Origin of the sequence: Kocuria sp. CPCC 205258 (assembly GCF_040981005.1) — a bacterium.
In the GTDB taxonomy this organism is placed as follows: Bacteria; Actinomycetota; Actinomycetes; order Actinomycetales; family Micrococcaceae; genus Kocuria; species Kocuria rosea.
Genome location: NZ_JAVKPS010000004.1, coordinates 163,873 through 182,512 on the forward strand (window position 1 = coordinate 163,873; position 18,640 = coordinate 182,512).

19 protein-coding genes are annotated in these 18,640 nt (G+C 70.2%); 10 read left to right on the forward strand and 9 right to left on the reverse strand.

Going from position 1 to position 18,640, the window contains the following annotated elements; genetic code table 11:
• Positions 1-91: 91 nt before the first annotated feature.
• On the reverse strand, positions 92-808 hold the full coding sequence (locus tag RF644_RS09110) for a hemerythrin domain-containing protein (protein WP_368796284.1): 717 nt from the start codon (positions 806-808) through the stop codon (positions 92-94).
• A gap of 216 nt (positions 809-1,024) precedes the next feature.
• On the opposite strand from RF644_RS09110, the gene RF644_RS09115 reads away from it, so the two are divergent.
• Genes RF644_RS09115 through RF644_RS09125 form a run of 3 tightly spaced genes read left to right on the forward strand, consistent with a single transcriptional unit; the run spans position 1,025 to position 2,654 of the window.
• Complete coding sequence (locus RF644_RS09115) at positions 1,025-1,354, forward strand: DUF2254 family protein (protein ID WP_368796285.1); 330 nt, start codon at positions 1,025-1,027, stop codon at positions 1,352-1,354.
• Complete coding sequence (locus RF644_RS09120) at positions 1,351-1,704, forward strand: hypothetical protein (protein ID WP_368796286.1); 354 nt, start codon at positions 1,351-1,353, stop codon at positions 1,702-1,704. Before RF644_RS09115 ends, RF644_RS09120 begins: the two co-directional genes overlap by 4 nt.
• 56 nt (positions 1,705-1,760) lie before the next feature.
• Positions 1,761-2,654 (forward strand): DUF4383 domain-containing protein, encoded by an 894-nt coding sequence (locus RF644_RS09125; RefSeq protein ID WP_368796287.1) that lies wholly within the window; start codon positions 1,761-1,763, stop codon positions 2,652-2,654.
• A gap of 125 nt (positions 2,655-2,779) precedes the next feature.
• Here the strand turns inward: RF644_RS09125 and RF644_RS09130 are convergent, their stop codons facing one another.
• The 4 genes from RF644_RS09130 to RF644_RS09145 form a co-directional block, all read right to left on the reverse strand.
• Positions 2,780-3,178 (reverse strand): cupin domain-containing protein, encoded by a 399-nt coding sequence (locus RF644_RS09130; RefSeq protein WP_368796288.1) that lies wholly within the window; start codon positions 3,176-3,178, stop codon positions 2,780-2,782.
• Between the two features lie 52 nt (positions 3,179-3,230).
• Complete coding sequence (locus RF644_RS09135; protein WP_368796289.1) at positions 3,231-4,145, reverse strand: FRG domain-containing protein; 915 nt, start codon at positions 4,143-4,145, stop codon at positions 3,231-3,233.
• A complete protein-coding gene (locus tag RF644_RS09140) occupies positions 4,142-5,254 on the reverse strand; it encodes a glycosyltransferase family 2 protein (RefSeq protein ID WP_368796290.1) in 1,113 nt (370 codons plus the stop codon). Before RF644_RS09140 ends, RF644_RS09135 begins: the two co-directional genes overlap by 4 nt.
• A 137-nt stretch (positions 5,255-5,391) precedes the next feature.
• Entirely contained in the window at positions 5,392-6,099 is a 708-nt protein-coding gene (locus RF644_RS09145) for a GntR family transcriptional regulator (RefSeq protein WP_109243938.1), read from the reverse strand.
• A gap of 116 nt (positions 6,100-6,215) precedes the next feature.
• On the opposite strand from RF644_RS09145, the gene RF644_RS09150 reads away from it, so the two are divergent.
• The 4 genes from RF644_RS09150 to RF644_RS09165 all read left to right on the forward strand — a co-directional run bounded on the left by RF644_RS09150 (position 6,216) and on the right by RF644_RS09165 (position 11,701).
• Entirely contained in the window at positions 6,216-7,382 is a 1,167-nt protein-coding gene (locus RF644_RS09150) for a mandelate racemase/muconate lactonizing enzyme family protein (protein WP_368796291.1), read from the forward strand.
• Between the two features lie 539 nt (positions 7,383-7,921).
• Positions 7,922-9,340 carry a DASS family sodium-coupled anion symporter gene (locus tag RF644_RS09155; RefSeq protein ID WP_368796402.1) on the forward strand — a complete coding sequence of 473 codons (1,419 nt, stop codon included), beginning with the start codon at positions 7,922-7,924 and terminating at the stop codon, positions 9,338-9,340.
• Positions 9,341-9,617: 277 nt separating this feature from the next.
• Positions 9,618-10,562, forward strand: coding sequence for a phosphoglycerate dehydrogenase (locus RF644_RS09160; protein WP_368796292.1), 945 nt, complete (start codon positions 9,618-9,620; stop codon positions 10,560-10,562).
• Positions 10,563-10,615: 53 nt separating this feature from the next.
• Positions 10,616-11,701 carry a tartrate dehydrogenase gene (locus tag RF644_RS09165; RefSeq protein ID WP_368796293.1) on the forward strand — a complete coding sequence of 362 codons (1,086 nt, stop codon included), beginning with the start codon at positions 10,616-10,618 and terminating at the stop codon, positions 11,699-11,701.
• A 32-nt stretch (positions 11,702-11,733) separates the two neighbouring features.
• Here RF644_RS09165 and RF644_RS09170 read toward each other — a convergent pair whose 3' ends face one another.
• Positions 11,734-13,230, reverse strand: a complete 1,497-nt coding sequence (locus RF644_RS09170) for a sugar porter family MFS transporter (RefSeq protein WP_368796294.1) — start codon at positions 13,228-13,230, stop codon at positions 11,734-11,736.
• A gap of 222 nt (positions 13,231-13,452) precedes the next feature.
• The gene (locus RF644_RS09175) at positions 13,453-13,752 is read right to left on the reverse strand and encodes a GntR family transcriptional regulator (RefSeq protein WP_368796295.1); all 300 of its coding nucleotides are present in this window, start codon (positions 13,750-13,752) and stop codon (positions 13,453-13,455) included.
• Positions 13,753-13,939: 187 nt separating this feature from the next.
• Here RF644_RS09175 and RF644_RS09180 point away from each other — a divergent pair, with 187 nt between their 5' ends.
• The 3 genes from RF644_RS09180 to RF644_RS09190 are packed head-to-tail and all read left to right on the forward strand — an operon-like array spanning position 13,940 to position 16,808.
• A complete protein-coding gene (locus RF644_RS09180; RefSeq protein ID WP_368796296.1) occupies positions 13,940-14,968 on the forward strand; it encodes a Gfo/Idh/MocA family oxidoreductase in 1,029 nt (342 codons plus the stop codon).
• On the forward strand, positions 14,965-15,753 hold the full coding sequence (locus RF644_RS09185) for a TIM barrel protein (protein ID WP_368796297.1): 789 nt from the start codon (positions 14,965-14,967) through the stop codon (positions 15,751-15,753). The genes RF644_RS09180 and RF644_RS09185 overlap by 4 nt, the downstream gene beginning before the upstream one ends.
• 56 nt (positions 15,754-15,809) lie before the next feature.
• Complete coding sequence (locus RF644_RS09190; protein WP_368796298.1) at positions 15,810-16,808, forward strand: LacI family DNA-binding transcriptional regulator; 999 nt, start codon at positions 15,810-15,812, stop codon at positions 16,806-16,808.
• Positions 16,809-16,911: 103 nt separating this feature from the next.
• Here the strand turns inward: RF644_RS09190 and RF644_RS09195 are convergent, their stop codons facing one another.
• Positions 16,912-18,117 carry a hypothetical protein gene (locus RF644_RS09195; protein ID WP_368796299.1) on the reverse strand — a complete coding sequence of 402 codons (1,206 nt, stop codon included), beginning with the start codon at positions 18,115-18,117 and terminating at the stop codon, positions 16,912-16,914.
• Positions 18,118-18,317: 200 nt separating this feature from the next.
• A complete protein-coding gene (locus tag RF644_RS09200) occupies positions 18,318-18,587 on the reverse strand; it encodes a hypothetical protein (RefSeq protein ID WP_126346359.1) in 270 nt (89 codons plus the stop codon).
• Positions 18,588-18,640 lie beyond the last annotated feature (53 nt).

Sequence of the window (18,640 nt, forward strand, 5' to 3'; positions counted from 1 at the left end):
GAGAAACGACCAGGCGCACCGAAGGGAACTCGGATCTCCTCCTCCACGTCGGTTCGGTGGCCTCGTTCCTCGTCCGCGGGTCGACGGGAAATCAGTCGCTGGGGGACTTCGTGGAGGGGTCCTCTCCCCGGCGCATCACCGGCAGGTGCTCGATCCGGTGGGCGAGGCCACCGAGGTGGGTGCTGACCGAGCGCAAGACCGGCGCCCCGCGCCCGGGGCCGCGCAGGACCGCGGCGTCCACCAGGTCCCGGACCCGGTCGAGCACCGACAGCGGCACGGCCGCCACGGCGTTGCCCGGTGGCCTGCGCGCCACCACCGGATGCGCCCTGGTGGGCGCGGTGCGCCGGACCACCTCCCACGCCAGGCCCAGTCCGCGCAGCCGGGTCCGGCCCAGCTTCTCCTGCAGCCGCGGGAGCAGCACGTCTTCCTCGTCGCGCACGTCTTCCCGCAGCACGTCGATCAACCGGGCCAGCACCGGCTTCCGCGCCGGATCGGCCTCCTCCAAGGTCTCCAGGGCGGTGACGAGCTCGTTGACCTCCTGGTGCTCGCGCTCCACCTCCAGGGTCAGTTCGTGCCCGTCCGGCAGGACCCGGCGCATCACCGGCCACAGCACGGCCTCTTCGGCGAAGGCGTGCGGGAAGACCAGCCGGTAGATCCGCAGCAGCACCTGCCCTTGGGCCGCACCGGTGGTGCCCTCGAGGTCCTCCAGCAGGTTCTCCAGCTTCACGTGGTCCCGTCTCTGCCGGGTCAGTACGCTCAACCGCCCGCCGAGCTCGTCGACCTTCTGTTCGGCAATGGATCGCATCATGATGTCCTCTCGAAAACCCACCGGCCCGGAGTCCGGTGAACGCACAGTGCGGTGCGGGCGCCCGGCGGACGACGCCGGGGCAGCACGCCCTCCCCTGCCAGTTTCTTCCGTGCCATAGTAAGCCTGCTGAGTCAGAAATCACCGCCGGGTCGCCGGCGGCTGTCCGTGCAACGAGTGAGTGGAGAAGCGTGCAACGAGTGAGTGGAGAAGCGTGCAATGAGCGCCAGCAGAGGTGGCAGGGGTGAGGCGCTGAGAGCGAGCTTGTGGTTCTGGCCGGCCGTGGCCGCGGCTGCGTCGCTGGTGGTCACGATGCTGCAGGTGGTGGCGACCTCGATCATGACTGCCACGACCTTGACCTTCTCCCTGACCGTGGTGGCCCTTCAGACGGCTTCCCAGCAGTTCCCCCCGAGGCTGCTGAGGGAGTTCGCCCGGGACACCAAGACCCAGGTAGTGCCGGCCACGCTGATCTCCACCTTCGTGATCTCGTTGACCGGGTTGCGTGGAGTGCGGCTCTGGGGCTGCGCCGGCTCACCGACATCGCGGTGAGAGCGATCTCCCCGGAGATCAACGATTCGATCACCGCCGCGCACGCGATCGGTTGCTGCACCGGCCTCGTCGCCCGGCTGCCGCACCGCAACCTCGGTCCCCGCCAGCACCTCGACGACGCTTTCCGCGACCGGCCCGGGGAGAACAGCACCGACTCCGGCGGGCCCGCTGTCTCCAGACCGGCCTCACCCAGCAGCCCGTCCTCAGCCTGCCCTGTGCGCCGGTCGCCGCCGCACGCCGCCGCACGGCGGCGCAGTCACCGACACCAGTTGTCCCGCTGCGCGTCGAGGAATCAAGAGGAATCAGGCCAAGAAAACTCTGGTGCGCCCGAGGAAGCGCGCCTAGCCTGAGAGCACGGGTCCAGCAGCCGGCCGCGCCTCCCCTCTCGTAGCCCGGGAGTCCTGCCGTGGATCGCCAACTGTCCGTTCTCGTCCGGGTCGACCCGGACCGACGACGCGTGCACCTGATCACCGCCGGGTGGCTGACGGAAACGAATCAACAGGTCCTGTACCCGTTGATCCACCGCCTGCGGGCTCTCACCCCGGACACCGAGGTCCTCGTCGATCTCACCACGGTCGACCACCTCGAGGACGCTGCCCTGGACCTGCTGTGCTGGGAGGTCGAGCACGAGGACACGACCTGCTCCCCGCACCCGGTACGTTTCGCCCTGGCCGAACCGCCACCGCCCGACAGGCCCTTCCTGTCCCCGGCCTGCCGGGTGCACCGCACCGGATCCACCGCCTGGACACGACCGGCCGTCGCAACGACTCCCGCCACCATGATCCACCGCCATAACGGACCCGGGCGACTCCCGCTCGTTGCCCGCTCCAAGCTGGCGAGAGGCAAGACCATGACCACCCCCGCCGCCCGACCCGGCGACCGCACGACCCGCCGCTCACCCGTCCGCACGGCGGCCCTGCTCTACGGGACCGTCTTCCTGCTCGTGGGCGCAGCCGGATTCATCCCCGGCCTCACCACGAACTACGACCAGCTCATGGTCGCCGGCCACCAGTCCGAGGCCATGCTCATGGGCGTCTTCCAGGTCTCCATCCTGCACAACCTCGTCCACCTGCTCTACGGCATCGCCGGCATCGCCCTGGCCCGGACCGTGACGGGGGCGCGGAACTACCTGCGCTGGGGCGGTGCCGTGTACCTGCTGCTGTGGCTCTACGGCCTGCTCATCGACAAGGACTCAGGGGCCAACTTCGTGCCGCTGAACACCGCCGACGACTGGCTGCACCTGCTCCTGGGCCTGACCATGGTCGGACTGTCCTTCCTGGACCGCAGGACCCGCACCTGAGGTCAGCCGCTGAGCAGCGGACGTGTCCGCGTTCCGTGGGGAGCGGCCCTCCGCCGACGGCGGGGAGCCGCTCCCCCACAAGGTCCGGTGGCCGGGCTCAGTCCCCCGGCGTCACAGGGGTGTGGTCAGGAGAAGACGTACTCGACCTCGGTGAAGTCGTCGGCGGCTAGGACGTAGAACACGCGCAGCACCCCGGGACCGGTGTTCCTGGCGCCGTGCTCGCGGCCGCCCGGGATGAAGACGTTGGACCCGGGACGGATCGGGTGCTCGACGCCGTCGAGGGTGACCACGCCCTCCCCGGAGAGCACGTAGTAGGTCTCGGCCTGGTCGTGACGGTGCAGGGCGAGGAACCCGCCCTCGGGAAGCTCGGCCACCCCGGTCACCAGGGTGTCGGTGGGCGTCGTGCCGGCGGAGAACAGGGTGCGCCACGTGAGGTGCCCCCGCTCGTCGTGCCAGCCGTCGACCGGGCGCTCGTCGTCCTGGAGCACCAGCGGGTGGTTCGCGGTGGTGGGGTCGATAGCCATGGAGCCAGTACACACCCTGGCCCGCCCTCACCACCACTCGAGAGGTCCGTCCTCAGCCGGCCGGGGCAGAGCCCGGGAGAGAACCCGGGTCTTCGCCCATCGCCGGTGATGTCGGATCCGCCCAACGGCCCTGTTCCGGGCGCGGCCCGTAGTAGCGGGTCAGCCAGCGGGACAGTCCGTCGAGGCCGGGGAAGAGGACGCGCTCGGTCATGTTCGCCTGGTCGAGGTGGTCGCGGATCCGCCACTTGAGACTCGCCGGGATGATGACCTTCCGGTAGAGCTCGGGGTGCTCGCCCAGCCAGTCGTGCAGGGAGCCCGTGGCCGCGGACATGGCGGAGAACACCGCGGCCTGGTTCACGATCCGCTCGTCCAGCGACGGAGGCTCGAAGAACAGCGGCACCGCCCGCCCGTGGGCGTCCCGGAACCGGTCGAAGTCGGCCATGGCGTACGCGACCCGCTCCAGCATGCCGGTGGTGAACAGACCCGCGGCGTGGGCGGTGATCTCGCGGCCCAACTCGTCGGGGAGGAGTTCGTGGACTGCCGCGTAGTCCACGCACCACACCGCTCCGGGCGCCTCGTAGCAGCGCGGGTCCGCGGTGGCGAAGTGCAGCGCCACATAGGGGGAGTTCGACCAGTCCAGCAGTCTTGTGGGCAGCCCGTGGTGCTGGGCGACGGACAGCCAGTTCCAGTCCGAGTCCCCCGGGGAGGTGTCCCGGGCGGCGTACTTGCGGAAGTTCCGCAGGATGTGGGGCTCGATCTGCCCACTCGAGGCGCCCCGGAGCCGGAAGAGACTGGTGTCCAGGTCCCGGTCGGACACCGCGTGGCCGCGGTAGACCACGTTGATCCGCAGGCTCCCGCCCGAGGGCTGCCAGTCGTTGTGGGTGAGGGTCGCGATCAGCCCGTACAGGTCGTCCTCGGCGATCTCGATGACCGGACCCGCACCCGCTGCCCCCGTCCCCACGCTCACCGCCGCCCCCTCATCCGTCCGGTGCCGGCGTCGACCCGCAGCGAGTCCTCGCCCGGGCGGCTCAGGCGCCGGTGCAGGGCGGCCCGGGAGTGCCCGGCGGTGCGCAGCCGGGAGCCCGCGTAGGACACCCCGCCGCGCGCCCGGACGACCACGGCCGCCCACACGCACACCGACCGCTCCAGCACCCACAGCGGAACCCACAGCACCGTGCTCCGCGGGTAGACCGCAGCACCCCCGCCCCGGCGCCGGCCGAACTCGGCCACCGCACACACGGCCAGGGCTCCGCCCGCCCACCGCCCCGGTCGCCGCACCGCCCAGCTCAGCAGGGGCAGCAGCGACAGCTCGACCAGCAGACGGGCGGGCTGGGCGAAGTCGTCGTAGGCCTGACGGACGCGCTGGCCGAGGAAGTGGGACGCGGTGGGCGGCACCCGGCCCACCAGCACGTCCATGGCCACGATCTCCCTCCCACCGACCGCCCGGACGGTGCGCACGAGCTCGAGGTTCTCGAACAGCACGTCGCCGTCGTAGCCACCGGCCGCGAGCAGGCTCGACCGGCGCACGCCGAGGGTGCCGGGCCAGTCCCCGCCCAGGGCGCGGTTGAGCAGGGTACGCCCGGTGTCCCAGCGGGCCTGCCAGGGCAGCTGCAGGTAGTAGTTCTGCGGGCGGACCACCGCGGCCTCCCCCAGCAGCCCCACGATTCGTTCCAGGGTGGACCGGGTGTGGCGCACGTCGTCGTCGGCCACCACGATCCGTTCCTCGGCCGCCCGCCGGACACCGGTCATCACCCCCGCCACCTTGCCGTTGGCCCCCTGCCACCGATCGGGGCGCACATGCTCGACCGCTTCCGGCAGCGCCTCGCGGTGGGTTGCGAAGAGCTTCTCGGCGGAGCCGTCGACGACGGTGACGGGCATCCACGTCACGACCTCGGCCAGGTAGCGGGCGAGTTCGGCCAGACCGGTGTCGTCGGACCACTTCAGCGGCAGGACGTACCGGGCATCGGCCAGGAGGCCGGGAACAGGAGTGCTCCTGCGGAGGCGGCCCGGAGTCGCCTCAGCAGAGGCATCATCGCGGCGGGCGGCCTGGGCAGGCACGAGCAGGGTGTGGTCCACAGGAGCTTCCTCCATCGACAGCAGCGCACTGCGGGCCGGCTGCTCGACCACACCTCAGCCTAACCACAAGCATCTCCGGCAGACCAGACATCATGCTGAAAACGGCTCTCCGATCCCCACGGCCTTCCACGCCCGGATCAGCCGGCGTAGGAGCGGTACGACAGCTGGAGCGGTCCGCTCTCGCGGGCTTCCAGGGCGCCGGTGACAGAGGCCGTGAGGCTGTTGAGGATGTGCGCGCGGGCCAGGTCCGCAGCGGCAGGCCCGTCTCCGGCGATGACCAGCTCGAGGAGCCGGTGGTGCTGGTTGAGGTCGATGGTGCGTGGCTCATCGCCGGCGGGCAGCTCCAGTCCGATCCGGCGGTACCGGTCGGACTTGTCCCACAGGTCGTCCAGCAGCCGGATCATCACGGTGTTGTGCGAGGCGAGGTAGATCGCCCGATGGAACGCCCGGTGGGCGGTCACGGCGTCTTCACCCCAGGTGCGGGTGACGGGCAGGAGCTTCTCGGCCGCCGCCCGCATCACGGCGACCTCCTGGTCGGTGCGCCGCAGGGCGGCCAGCTCGGTGGCGGAGGGCTCCAGGGAGAGGCGGACCTCCAGGAGCTGGCGTGCTTCGGAGGCGCTCATCGGCGCCACGCGCACATCCCGGTGGGTGTCCACCTCCACCCAGTCCTCACTGGCCAGCTGCCGCACCGCCTCGCGCAGCGGGGTGATGCTCATGCCCATCTCCTCGGCCAGGTCGTACTGCGACAGGCGTGACCCCGGGGCCAGATCGCCGGAGAGGATCCGGCGGCGCAGCTCGGTGTAGGCGATCGCTCCCTTGCTCGAGGAGACCTTCGTAGTGCTCATTGCCGCATCGCTCCCAGGTTCTTCTCCACAGGGGTTGTGCCCTGCATCACGCCCAGTGTAGTGTCCTGACCATCTTATAAGCGTCTTATAAGATCCATATCGTCAGGAAGAGGACCATGAGAATCGTCTCCGCCCACGTCGACACCATCCCGATCAGCTCCTCGATGCGCAACGCCTACATCGACTTCAGCAAGATGGACTGCACCATCCTCGCGCTGGTCAGTGATGTGGTCGTCGACGGCAAGCCCCTGGTCGGCTACGGCTTCAACTCCAACGGCCGGTACAACGCCACGGGCATCCTGAAGGAGCGGATGCTCCCGCGCGTGCTCGACGCCCCGGCCGAGGACCTCCTGGACGAGCACGGTGAGCTCTCCCCGGAGAAGGCCTGGGAGCTGATGATGCGCAACGAGAAGCCCGGCGGCCACGGGGAACGGTCGGTCGCCGTGGGCGTGGTGGACATGGCCCTGCACGACCTGGCCGCCAAGATCGCCGGGGTCCCGCTCTACCGCTGGATCTCCGACCACTACGGTGACGGCGACCCGGACCAGGACGTCTTCGTCTACGCCGCCGGCGGCTACTACGCCCCGGGCAAGACCTTGCAGGACCTGCAGCAGGAGATGCGCGGCTTCCTCGACGCCGGCTACGACGTGGTGAAGATGAAGATCGGCGGCACCGATCTGGCCGATGACCTCACCCGCATCGAGGCGGTCCTGGAGTGCCTGGGCGGCGACGGGTCGCGCCTGGCGGTGGACGTCAACGGCAAGTTCGAACTGCGGACGGCCCTGGAGTACGGCAAGGCCATCGACCAGTACGGTCTGTTCTGGTACGAGGAGGTCGGTGACCCGCTGGACTACGCCCTCAACGCCGCCCTGTCGGAGCACTACGCCAACCCGATCGCCACCGGCGAGAACCTGTTCTCGGTGCACGACGCCCGCAACCTCATCCGCTACGGCGGCATGCGCCCGGACCGCGACTACATCCAGGTCGACCCGGCCCTGAGCTACGGGCTCACCGAGTACCGCCGGGTGCTGGACATGCTCGCCCAGCACGGCTGGTCCTCCCGCCGGTGCATCCCGCACGGCGGTCACCAGTTCTCCCTGCACATCGCCGCGGCCCTGAAGCTGGGCGGCAACGAGTCCTACCCCGGGGAGTTCCAGCCCACCGGCGGCTTCACCGACGACGCCGTCGTCGTCGACAGCCGTGTGGCCCCCGGCGACCTGCCGGGTATCGGCCTGGAAGGCAAGGCCGAGTTCCACAAGGTCCTGAGCGCCCTGCACCACTGACCACCGCAGATCGGCAGTTCCCGCACCGATCCCGGACACGGGAGCTGCCGATCACGGCACCACCACTTCACCCCGACCATGGCGCACCGACAAGTCCTCTGCGTGACTGCCGCCTAGGGGTACCGGTCCCATGACCGAGATCGTCAGCTTTTCTCCTCCTGCAGAGTGCCCGCAACCCTCCAGTGATTCGCGACCGATGTCGACCCGTGCGACATCCACACCGTGTTTCTGCAGTCGACCCTGCTGAGTCAACCAACCCAGAAAGTGCTGCCATGGCAACATCTGCCCTGCATTCCCTATGGGGAAACCTGTGGACATCGCACCGCGAGACCAAGCGTCTCCTGACCTTATCGAGAATCAGGCAGTCCTCGGGGCGCACCCCGACGACCACCGAACAGGACAAGAAGCCCAGCGCCACAACGGTCCCGGACGCACAGAAGGGCCCCGGAGCCCCGGGAGGCTCCGGCAACCCCGGACCTGGCTACACGCCCGCACGCCTCACCGGTCTGTTCCTCGGCCCGGGACTGTTCGTGGCGGCCATGCTGTTCTTCAACCCGGCAGGGCTCTCCCCGGAAGGGCAGGCGGTCCTCGCCGTCACCCTGTGGGTGGCGACCTGGTGGATCACCGAGGCGATCCCGATCCCGGTGACCTCCTTGCTGCCCGTGGTGCTCCTGCCCCTGACCGGGGCCCTGGAGGGCGACCTCGTCGTCTCCGCCTACGGCAACGACATCATCTTCTTGTTCATCGGAGGCTTCACCCTGGCGATCGCGATGGAGAAGTGGAACCTCCACCAGCGCATCGCCCTCTCGATCGTCTCGGCGATCGGTACGAGCCCGAAGCGCATCGTGCTCGGCTTCATGGTCGCCACCGCGTTCCTGTCGATGTGGGTCTCCAACACCGCGGCCACGATGATGATGATCCCCGTCGGCCTGGCCGTGGTGTACCAGGCAGCCCACACGCTCCGCGGTGGAGAGCATGCCGCCGAACTGCCGAAGTTCGAGAAGTCCATCGTCTTCGGCATCGGCTACGCGGCGACCATCGGCGGTCTCGGCACTCTCATCGGCACCCCACCGCTGGCGATTCTCGCCGCGACGACCGGGGAACTGTTCGGGGAGACCATCTCGTTCGGCCAGTGGATGATGTTCGGGGTTCCCATCGTCATCCTCCTGCTGGCCTTCACCTGGTTCTTTCTCACCAACGTCTCGTTCAAGGTGCGGTTCAAGCACCTTCCCGGCGGTGCAGAACTGATCCGCAGTGAGAAGAAGGCACTGGGCGCGATGTCGCACGAGGAGAAGGCCGTGCTCGCGGTCTTCCTGGGCGTGGCCTTCCTGTGGGTGACCCGCTCCTTCATCTGGGAGGACGTGCTCCCGGGCATCAGCGACGGCATCATCGCGATCATCGCCACCGTGGTCCTGTTCACCCTGCCCACCCGCCGTGCCGACGAGAAGCGCATCATGCACTGGGAGGACTCGAAGAAGATCCCGTGGGGGATCCTTCTCCTCTTCGGCGGAGGCCTGGCCATCGCAGCAGGATTCGTCGAGACCGGCCTGTCGGGATGGATCGGCGAGCAGCTGCGCGCCCTCGACGGGGCCAACGTCGTCCTCATCATCCTGCTCGCCACCGCCCTGGTGCTGTTCATGACCGAGATCACGTCGAACGCGGCGACCGCGACCATGATCCTGCCGGTCATGGCGGCGTTCGCGATCGCCCTGGGCGTCCACCCCTACGCCCTGATGGTGCCCTGCGCCATGGCCGCCAACTGCGCCTTCATGCTCCCCGTGGGCACACCCCCGAACGCGATCCTGTTCGGCACCGGGAAGGTGACGATCATGGAAATGGTCAAAACCGGCTTCTGGCTCAACATCGCCGCGCTCCTGCTCATCGTCGCCGCAGTGCTCTACGTCCTGCCGGCCCTGTGGGGCATCGACCTGATGTCGACACCGGCGGCCTTCCAGTGACCCACCCGTCCGCCCCCGCACACGCACGGCCGCTGCGCGACGGCTGCGCAGAAAGCGCCCGGTGATCCTGTGCTCCACGACCTCGGCGCCCGGCACCCCGGGCGCCGAGGTCGCCGGGAGTCCTGCGGTGCTGGAAGAGACCCTGACCGACGGGGGTGGAGCACGGCCCGGATGGACGAGGGGATCGGGACGGCGCTCGAGCTTCCCCGCCCGAGGGCACCGCGCCGAGAATGACCGAGACACCACTCACCACACCACACATGGAGGACACCCGATCGTGGGACGCATCCTGATCACCACCGACTACCTCGTCCCCGGCGACGACGTGGACCGGCTCCTGCGCCGGCACGGCCACGAGCCCGTCTACGCCCCGGCCACCGGGGCCCGGCAGCCCGGCGATCGGACGGGGTTGTTCGACGGCATCGACGGGGCCGTCCTGGCCAGCGAACCGGTCACCGCCGACATGCTCACCGGCGCGGACCGTCTCAAGGTCCTGGCCCGCAGCGGCGTCGGGTACGACTCCATCGACGTCGCAGCCGCCACCGCCGCCGGCATCCGGGTGTGCAACGCCCCGGGCACCAACCACCACTCCGTGGCCGAGCTGACCATCGGGCTGATCATCATGACCGCCCGCCGCCTGGCCGAAGTCACCACCGCCGTCCGGGCCGGCCGATGGCCCCGCGACGCCGGCCACGAGCTCCGGGGCGCCACCCTGGGCATCATCGGTTACGGGCCCAGCGGCAGGGCCACCGCCCGGCTCGGGATCGCCCTGGGCATGACCGTGATGGTCAGCACCTCTCACCCGGACCCGGACGATTCGTCGGTGCAGTTCGCCGATCTCGACACCGTCGTCGCCACCGCGGACTACCTGTCCCTGCACACCCGGGCCGGTGGCACCACCGGGCGGCTCATCGACGCCCCCCGGCTGCAGGCGATGAAGCCCACCGCGGTGCTGATCAACACCGCCCGCGGCTCCTTGGTGGACGAGAACGCCCTGGCCGCCGCCCTGCGCGAGGGCAGCATCGCCGCCGCCGCCCTGGACGTGTTCGAGACCGAACCGCTGCCCCAGGACAGCCCGCTGCGGGCACTGGACAACGTCATCGTCACTTCCCACCTCGCCGGTCAGACCGTCGAAGCCCGCGCGCGCGCCGGGCGCACAGCCGCCCAGGCCGTCATCGACGTCCTCGCCGGCCGCGAACCGGCCCACCCGGTGGACCGCTGACCCCCACCGTCAACCCCGCAACGTCACCAGCACAGAACAAGGAACGGATCCTGATGTCGAACACCCACCGCATTGCTGTCATCCCCGGCGACGGCATCGGCACCGAGGTCGTGCCCGAAGGACTGCGCGTCCTGGACACGGTCGCCGCCGCCTTCGACCTGAACCTCGAGTACGAGCACTTCGACTTCGCCTCGGCGGCCTACTACACCCAGCACGGCACGATGCTGCCCGACGGGTGGTTCGAGCAGCTCAACCAGTTCGATGCCATCTTCTTCGGGGCCGTCGGCTGGCCCGAGGTCGTCCCCGATCACGTCTCGCTGTGGGGAAGCCTCCTGCAGTTCCGCCGCCACTTCGACCAGTACGTCAGCCTGCGCCCGGTCAAGCTCCTGCCCGGGGTGCCCAGCCCGCTGGCCGGCCGCACACCGGGCGACGTCGACTTCTACGTCGTCCGGGAGAACACCGAAGGCGAGTACTCCAGCATCGGCGGGAGACTGTTCGAAGGCACCGAGCGTGAAACCGTGATGCAGGAGACCGTGATGACCCGCACCGGCGTCGACCGGATCCTCGAGTACGCCTTCGACCTCGCCCGGACCCGCCCCAAGAAGCACCTGACCTCGGCGACGAAGAGCAACGGGATCTCCATCACCATGCCGTACTGGGACGAGCGCGTGGAAGCCATGGCCGCCGCCTACCCCGACATCGACGTGGACAAGTACCACATCGACATCCTCACCGCGAACTTCGTCATGCACCCCGACTGGTTCGACGTGGTCGTGGCCAGCAACCTCTTCGGCGACATCCTCTCCGACCTGGGCCCGGCCTGCACCGGGACCATCGGCATCGCCCCCAGCGGCAACATCAACCCCGGGCGCAAGCACCCCAGCCTCTTCGAACCCGTCCACGGCTCCGCCCCCGACATCGCCGGCCAGGGCATCGCCAACCCCGTCGGGCAGATCTGGGCCGCCGCCATGATGCTGGACCACCTCGGCGAAGCCGAAGCCGCCGCCGCCGCCGCCATCACCACCGCCATGGAAAAGGTGCTGGCCAGCGGGCCCCAGGCCCTGACCCCCGACATGGGCGGCAGGTCCACCACCGAGGACCTGGGCAGGGCCGTCGCAGCAGCCATCACCACCCCCTGACCCACGGCTTGCGCGGGGTCACGCTGCAGGAATCAGGACCGGTGGGCGTCGGCGGGCTTGGCGACCTGGTAGATGGCCCCGGTGGAGACGTCTTCCTCGAGGTCTTCGAGGGAGCGGTTCCGGGTCTCGGGGACCTGGGTGATGACGAAGATCAGGGCCAGCACGCCGATGCCGGCGAAGAGGAAGAACGTGCCCGAGATCCCGACCGTGCCCACCAGGGTCGGGAAGTACAGGGCCAGGAAACCGTTCATGGTCCAGCCGAAGAACACCGAGATGCCGATGCCCAGTCCACGCATGTGCAGCGGGAAGATCTCTGCCAGCCACACCCAGACGGCGATGTTCAGGAACGTCTGCATCGAGAGCACGAAGGCGACCACGAGGACGAGGATCACGATCGGGCGGCCCGGGTTGCCTTCGGGAAGGAGGTTGCCGGCGATCCCGATCAGCAGGTGGCAGGTGGTGGTGAGGCTCAGGCCGATGATGAAGGTCTTGCGCCGGTCGAGCCGGTCCATGTTGTACAGGGCGATGAGTCCGCCGATCACGGCCACGGCGCCGAAGGCGATGTTGGCCAGCACGGCCTGCTGCGCTGTCATCCCCGACTCCTCCAGGATGCGGGTGCCGTAGTACATGACGGAGTTGATGCCGGTGAGCTGCTGGGTCATGGACACCCCGATGCCGATCAGGATGATCCGCAGCAGCCACTTGTTCGTCAGGACCGCTTTCAGCCCGACCTGGTGCGTCTTGACCTCCAGGGCCGCGATCCGCTCGATCTCCTGCAGCTCGGCCTTGGCCCGGTCGGCCGGGCGGACCGTCTCCAGCACCGCCAGAGCCTCGTCGTACCGGCCCTTCTCGGTGAGCCAGCGCGGGGACTCGGGCATGCGCAGCATCCCGATGAACAATCCGATCGCCGGCAGCGCGGAGACGGCGAACATGATCCGCCACACCCCGTCCACGACGTCGCCGAGCGTGACGGCGATGATGGCGTTCATGACGAAGGCGGCCAGCTGTCCGGTGACGATCGCCAGCTCGTTGCGTCCGGTGATCGACCCGCGGATCTCATAGGGGGCGAGCTCGGCCAGGTACACCGGCACCACCGTGGAGGCTCCACCGACGGCGAGGCCGATCATGATCCGGCCACAGACCAGGACCGTGAACCCGGTCAGGGAGAACGTTCCCTCCTCCGGAGGCGTCGGGGTGAAGACCACCAGCGCGGTGCCGAGGAAGAACAGCACGGCCAGCAGGATGATCGTCCGGCGCCTCCCCCAGGCATCCGAGACCCGGCCCCAGACCAGGGCGCCGACGGCGGCGGCGAAGATGAGCGAGCTGATCACCACGCCCAGCTGGAGCAGGCTCAGCCCCAGGTCCTGGGCCATCGGCCCCTCGGCGCCGTTGGTCACGCCGGTGTCGTAGCCGAACAGCAGCCCGCCCAGGCAGGCCACGACCGAGATCAGTCCGAGCCGCTTCCGGTGCGGCCCCTGGGTCAACGGTGGAAGGGCGACCCTGCTGTCGCTCGGAGACTGGTGGGACATGGGAACTCCTTGGGTGATGACCTCGTGGAGCACGGTCGAACCGTGTGCGGCACCGGTCGGATGGTGGGTTGTTCGTGCGGGTGGATCGGGGAGCGGCCGAGAAGGAAGGACGCCGCTCGGGGCCGGCGGGCGTGCAGGCGGAATGCGCTTCGCCGCCCGGACGGGGTCGCGGCTTCCGGTCGGTTGCCGCACCCGACATCCGGTGCGACGGTCGCGAAACGTCTACAGCGACTGCTGCGACGTGGAGTGCGCCGGAGGCCGCGCCCACCGGTGGGGCGGGGTGACGTGCGTGCCGGATCCGGGCGTGCGTACCACCAGGCCGGCCTCGACCAGATGCTGCAGAGCGCTGCGCACGGTGACCCGGGCAATGCGCAGTCGGGACGCGAGCTCGAGCTCGTTGTCCAGCTTGGTGCCCGGCGCCAGAGCCCCTCTGTGGATTACCCCTTCCAGGAGGAGGGCGAGTTGGTGGTAGAGGGGCACCGGGGAGTTCCTGTCGATCGGCAGGGACAGCGTTGCGGTCATGAAAGGTCTCCTCTTCTGGCCGGGCCTCGGCCCTTCGACGCACTGCCGGAAACTCGTTCGGCAGAGGTGTTGGCGATCACACTAATACGTACTAGTGTTTCTGCCAAGGGTTTTGTCAGGACATGTTCACGACATCGTTCCCGGGCATCCCCTTCCGCGCTCCATCCCTGACCTGAAGGAGAATCCCGTGTCCGAGCCCCGTACCTTGAACATCGGCCTGATCGGCGCCGGCCGGATCGGTTCCAGCCATGCCGACCTGATCACCCGCACCGTGCCCAACGCCCGACTGGTCGCGATCGCCGATCCCGTCGAGGGCGCCGCGGCGCGCCTGGCGGAGGCGTTGCACGTGCCTGCGGCCTGCACCGACATCGCCGAGCTGCTGGCCGACCCGGAGGTGGAGGCGGTGGTGATCACCGCACCGGCCCGGTTCCACACCGAGCTGGTGGAGCAGGTCGCCGCGGCCGGCAAGGCGATCTTCTGCGAGAAGCCGGCCGGGATGACGCTGGAGGAGATCGACCGGGTCCACCAGGCCGTCGAGACCCACGGAGTGCTGTTCCGGATCGGGTTCAACCGTCGCTTCGCCGACGGATTCCCGCAGGCCCGCGCGGCCATCGAGGCCGGGCGGATCGGCACCCCGCAGCTGCTGCGCTCGACCACCCGCGACCCGGGACTGGCGAGCCCCGGCGCGGTGGCCCCGTGGACGATCTTCCTCGAGACGCTGATCCACGACTTCGACACCCTGAACTTCCTCAACCCCGCCGCCCGGGCGGTACAGGTCCACGCGGTGGCCGACGCCCTCGTGGCCCCGGACTTCAAGGACGCCGGGCTGCTGGACACCGCGGTGGTCACCATCCGCTACGACAACGGGGCGATCGCCACCGCCGAGGCCAGCTTCTCGGCCGCCTACGGCTACGACACCCGGGCGGAGGCCTTCGGCAACGCCGGCATGGTCACCGCCGGGGACCTGGCGGCCTCGAGCATGCGCTACTACGGCCCGGAGGGTCTCGCCGCGGAGACCGTCCGCGCCGACACCCAGTCGATGCGCGGCGCCTACACCGCGGAGCTGCAGGCCTTCACCGACACCGCCCTCGGGCACCGCTCGCCGGGTCCGGGGGTGGAGGCGGCCCGGGACGCGCTGCGGATCGCCCTGGGGTGCGTCGAGTCCTGCCGCACCGGCGCCCCGGTGAGCCTGGATCCGGTGGGAGCCACTCGATGAGCGGCTTCGTCCTGGCAGCGAGTGCGGAGATGCTCTTCGTCGACCAGCCGTTCGAGCAGCGGGTGCGCCGGCTGCACGAAGCCGGGTTCGAGGTGGAGATCTGGGACTGGACCACCAAGGACCTGCCCTCCCTGGCCGCCACCGGGGCCCGGTTCGGATCGATGACCGGCTACGTGCGCGGGGCCCTCGTGGACCCGGACGGGGCGGCGGAACTGCTGCGCACCGCCGAGGACTCGCTGGCCGCCGCGGAGGTCATCAACTGCCCCCGGCTCAACGTCCACGGCACCGGCCTGGACCCCCAGGGGCTCCCCGTGGTGCCGAACGAGGTGGTCACCGGGGCGGACTGGCTGGCAGCGGCCCGCACGCTGGAGCGGCTGGCCGTCCTGGGCGAGCGCCACGGGCGGGTCTTCACCCTGGAGAACCTCAACCGCGCCGTCGACCACCCGGGGGTGCCCTTCGGGGCGGCCGAGGACACCCTGGCGCTGGTCGCGGCGGTGGACAGTCCGCACCTGCGGCTGAACCTGGACCTCTACCACGCCCAGATCGGGGAGGGGAACCTGGTAGAACTGTGCCGGAGAGCCCTCCCGTACGTGGGAGAGATCCAGGTGGCCGACGTCCCCGGGCGGTGCGAGCCGGGCACCGGGGAGATCCACTACCCCCGGGTGGCCACCGCCCTGGCCGAGGCCGGATACGAAGGAGTGATCGCGATGGAGGCCTTTGCCGCCGCCGACCCCGAGCTGGCGCTGAGACGATTCCGGGACGCCTTCACCGTTCCCTGCCCGTGAGCCCGGACGCCCCGGGGCGGGAAGCCCCCGGCCGCCCGTCCGGGCGCCGCGTCACCATGCGCGACGTCGCCCGGGCGGCCGGGGTCTCCCAGCCCCTGGTCTCGATCGTCTTCCGCGACGCCCCCGGCGCCAGCGAGGAGACCCGGGCCCACGTCCTGCGGGTCGCCGCCGAGCTGGGCTACCGCCGCGACGAACGAGCCCGGCTGCTGCGCCAGGGCCGCTCCCGGCTGCTGGGGGTGGCCTTCGAACCCGTGCAGCCCTTCCACGGGGAGATCCTCGACGGTATCCACACCGCCGCCCAGCGGCGGGGCTACGACGTCGTGCTCTCGGCCGTCACACCGCACCGGGCGGAGGACGCCGCGGTGGAGGCCCTGCTGCGCGACCGGTGCGAGGCCCTGGTCCTGCTGGGCAGCGCCCTGCCGCGGACCCGCCTCGAGCAGATCAGTGCAACCCTGCCGGTCGTCTCCGTCACCCGGGCTTTCGACGCGGCGGCCCTCGACAGCGTGGCCACCGACGACCACCGCGGCGCGGTGCTGGCCGTGGAGCACCTCCTCGACCTGGGGCACCGGCGGATCGCCTACATCGACGCCGACCGCGAGGCCGGCGGGGCGCGGCGCCGGGCCGGCTACCAGGACACCATGGCCGCCGCGGGCCTGGTCGACGAGATGCTGATCGTGCGCGGCGGCGCCTCGGAGGCCGGCGGCGCGACCGCCATCACCGGGCTCCTGGCCCAGGACCCCGCGCCGACCGCTGTCATCGCCTTCAACGACCGCTGCGCCGTCGGGGTGATCAGCCAGGCCCGCGTCCTGGGCCGGTGCGTGCCCGAGGACCTGTCGGTGGTCGGCTTCGACGACTCCGAGCAGGCGTCCCTGCCCTACCTCGACCTCACCACCCTGGCCCAGGACCCCTGCCTGCTCGCACACACCGCCGTGGACCTGGCGCTGCGCCGCTTGGATGCGACGGCTGAGGACACCGCGGTGACCGGCGAGCACGTGGTGCTCCCCGCCCAGCTGGTCACCCGCACCAGCACCGCACCCGTTCCCGCCGCCCCCTGAGGCGGCTCCCTCGCCACTCCGGCCCAGGACCGAGCAGGCGGCACTCGCGGGACGGGGCCCTTCCGCACCGATCAGGAACCCCGCCCGTCCCCCGATGAACGGACTACACGGAGCCGCCGACGAGGTCGTGCCGGGGCACGCTGCGCTTCACGAGCAGGTACGGGGCCCACAGCAGGGCCGCGGAGAGGACGGTCAGCCCGAAGCCGATCATCGCGGTCCGCTCGGCAGCCGGCCCCATCTCCACGCTGCCCACCAGGACCGAGAAGGAGATGACCACCAGCAGAAGCCAGCACACCAGCCCGTGGAACCAGCGCAGGCCACGGCGCAGCGGCAGGAAGAAGAGCGCGGCCGCCGGCAGGACCACGAGGAGCTCCAGCGGCCAGACGGCGGCGGGCAACCACCCGTGCTGCACCAGGTAGGGCAGCAGGAAGCCGGCGCTCAGGGCGTACATGCCGGCGAACCATGCACCGAGGATCCAGTGCCGGCCGGTGGGCCTCTGACGCGCCTCCCGCAGCGCGGGGCCCCGGCGCTCCGCCTGCTCCTGGACCTGCGTGGCGTTCTGATGCCAGCGGTTCTCCAGCCGGATCGTGTTGTCCAGCCACCCGCCGGTGGCGGGGAAGGGGATGACCTCTTCGGTGGTCGCGAGGTGCTCCAGCTGGGCCTCGGGACCGAGGTAGGCCCCGCCCTTCCACGAGAGCGGCCGGGCGGTGTAGCCCAGTTCCACGCCGTGCTTGCGCAGCGCCGCGATCCAGACGTCGACCGCGGGATCCCGGTGCGAGGAGAAGGGCACGCTCGTGATCCGGCGGCTCCCGTCCTGGTCGAACAGGATGTGCAGGACGGGGGCCGTCTCGGTCAGCGTTCCGCCGCCGTTCTCGATCAGGAGGATGCGGCGCAGGATCCGGTAGGAGGCCACGACGGAGGCCACGGCCTCCCACGGGATAGCCCGGCGGACCGGTGCGTCGGCGCCGAAGGTGTTCCACTCGGTCGTCTCGATGCCGGCCTCGCGCAGGGTATAGGTCGAGCGGTGGCGGGCGTGCCAGGCTCCCCTGCGCACCATGTCCACCGTCCTGACCAGGAGCACGACCCCGGCCGCCACGAAGACCAGGGTGATCAGCAGCCACGGGTTCCAGAACGCGATCATCAGCCAGACAGGGAGGCCGATGAAGAGCGCGACGATGGCCGCGACGAAGAACAGGCCGACCACCGCGGCGCCGCGCCAGAACAGGTCCGCCCGCTGCTCGCTCTGGACGTGGACGACCGGGCTTCCGGTCACGGCGGTCCGGGAGACGGGCTGGGGGTCCGGGGTCACGACAGGTGCTCGCTCTCGGTGCAGGGGCGGGTGCGTCCCGGGCAGGGGTGTTCCGGCGCTCTCGGAGCCTATCGGGGACCAGGGCTCGGGGCGTTGACCCGACACGGCGCCACCCCGTCGCCTCCGCCCGCCCGTCCGTCCGGAGAGCGCACGCAGAAGGGCGGGGAGCCTCCGGAGGCTCCCCGCCCTTCGCGAGAGTTCTAGTTGCGCGAGCTGCCGGTGTTCGTGCCCTCGCCGGAGTCGTCCCGGTGGTAGAGGTACTCGTTGCCGTGCTCGTCCTTCTCGACGTAGAAGTGCTCCTGGACCTCCTGGTACCAGGTCTGGGCGGCCTCGCTCATCTTCTCGCCCTCCTGCGCCTGGGCCAGCCGGTCCCCCGGCCCGTAGACGCGCATCGCGATGGCGTTGAGCCGGTCGAGGATGCGGTGCTGCTGCTCGCCGTCCCGGTTGGTGTTCTGCCTGTTCCGCGCCATGACGTCCCCCGTTGCCGACTGTGATGGTGATCACCAGTCTAGCGCCCGGGTGC

Excerpts from the sequence above, each read along its gene's own strand:
- RF644_RS09110 (WP_368796284.1), bottom strand. The coding sequence starts at position 808 with ATGATGCGATCCATTGCCGAACAGAAGGTCGACGAGCTCGGCGGGCGG.
- RF644_RS09115 (WP_368796285.1), top strand. The coding sequence starts at position 1,025 with ATGAGCGCCAGCAGAGGTGGCAGGGGTGAGGCGCTGAGAGCGAGCTTG.
- RF644_RS09130 (WP_368796288.1), bottom strand. The coding sequence starts at position 3,178 with ATGGCTATCGACCCCACCACCGCGAACCACCCGCTGGTGCTCCAGGAC.
- RF644_RS09145 (WP_109243938.1), bottom strand. The coding sequence starts at position 6,099 with ATGAGCACTACGAAGGTCTCCTCGAGCAAGGGAGCGATCGCCTACACC.
- RF644_RS09150 (WP_368796291.1), top strand. The coding sequence starts at position 6,216 with ATGAGAATCGTCTCCGCCCACGTCGACACCATCCCGATCAGCTCCTCG.
- RF644_RS09155 (WP_368796402.1), top strand. The coding sequence starts at position 7,922 with ATGCTGTTCTTCAACCCGGCAGGGCTCTCCCCGGAAGGGCAGGCGGTC.
- RF644_RS09165 (WP_368796293.1), top strand. The coding sequence starts at position 10,616 with ATGTCGAACACCCACCGCATTGCTGTCATCCCCGGCGACGGCATCGGC.
- RF644_RS09170 (WP_368796294.1), bottom strand. The coding sequence starts at position 13,230 with ATGTCCCACCAGTCTCCGAGCGACAGCAGGGTCGCCCTTCCACCGTTG.
- RF644_RS09175 (WP_368796295.1), bottom strand. The coding sequence starts at position 13,752 with ATGACCGCAACGCTGTCCCTGCCGATCGACAGGAACTCCCCGGTGCCC.
- RF644_RS09185 (WP_368796297.1), top strand. The coding sequence starts at position 14,965 with ATGAGCGGCTTCGTCCTGGCAGCGAGTGCGGAGATGCTCTTCGTCGAC.
- RF644_RS09190 (WP_368796298.1), top strand. The coding sequence starts at position 15,810 with ATGCGCGACGTCGCCCGGGCGGCCGGGGTCTCCCAGCCCCTGGTCTCG.
- RF644_RS09200 (WP_126346359.1), bottom strand. The coding sequence starts at position 18,587 with ATGGCGCGGAACAGGCAGAACACCAACCGGGACGGCGAGCAGCAGCAC.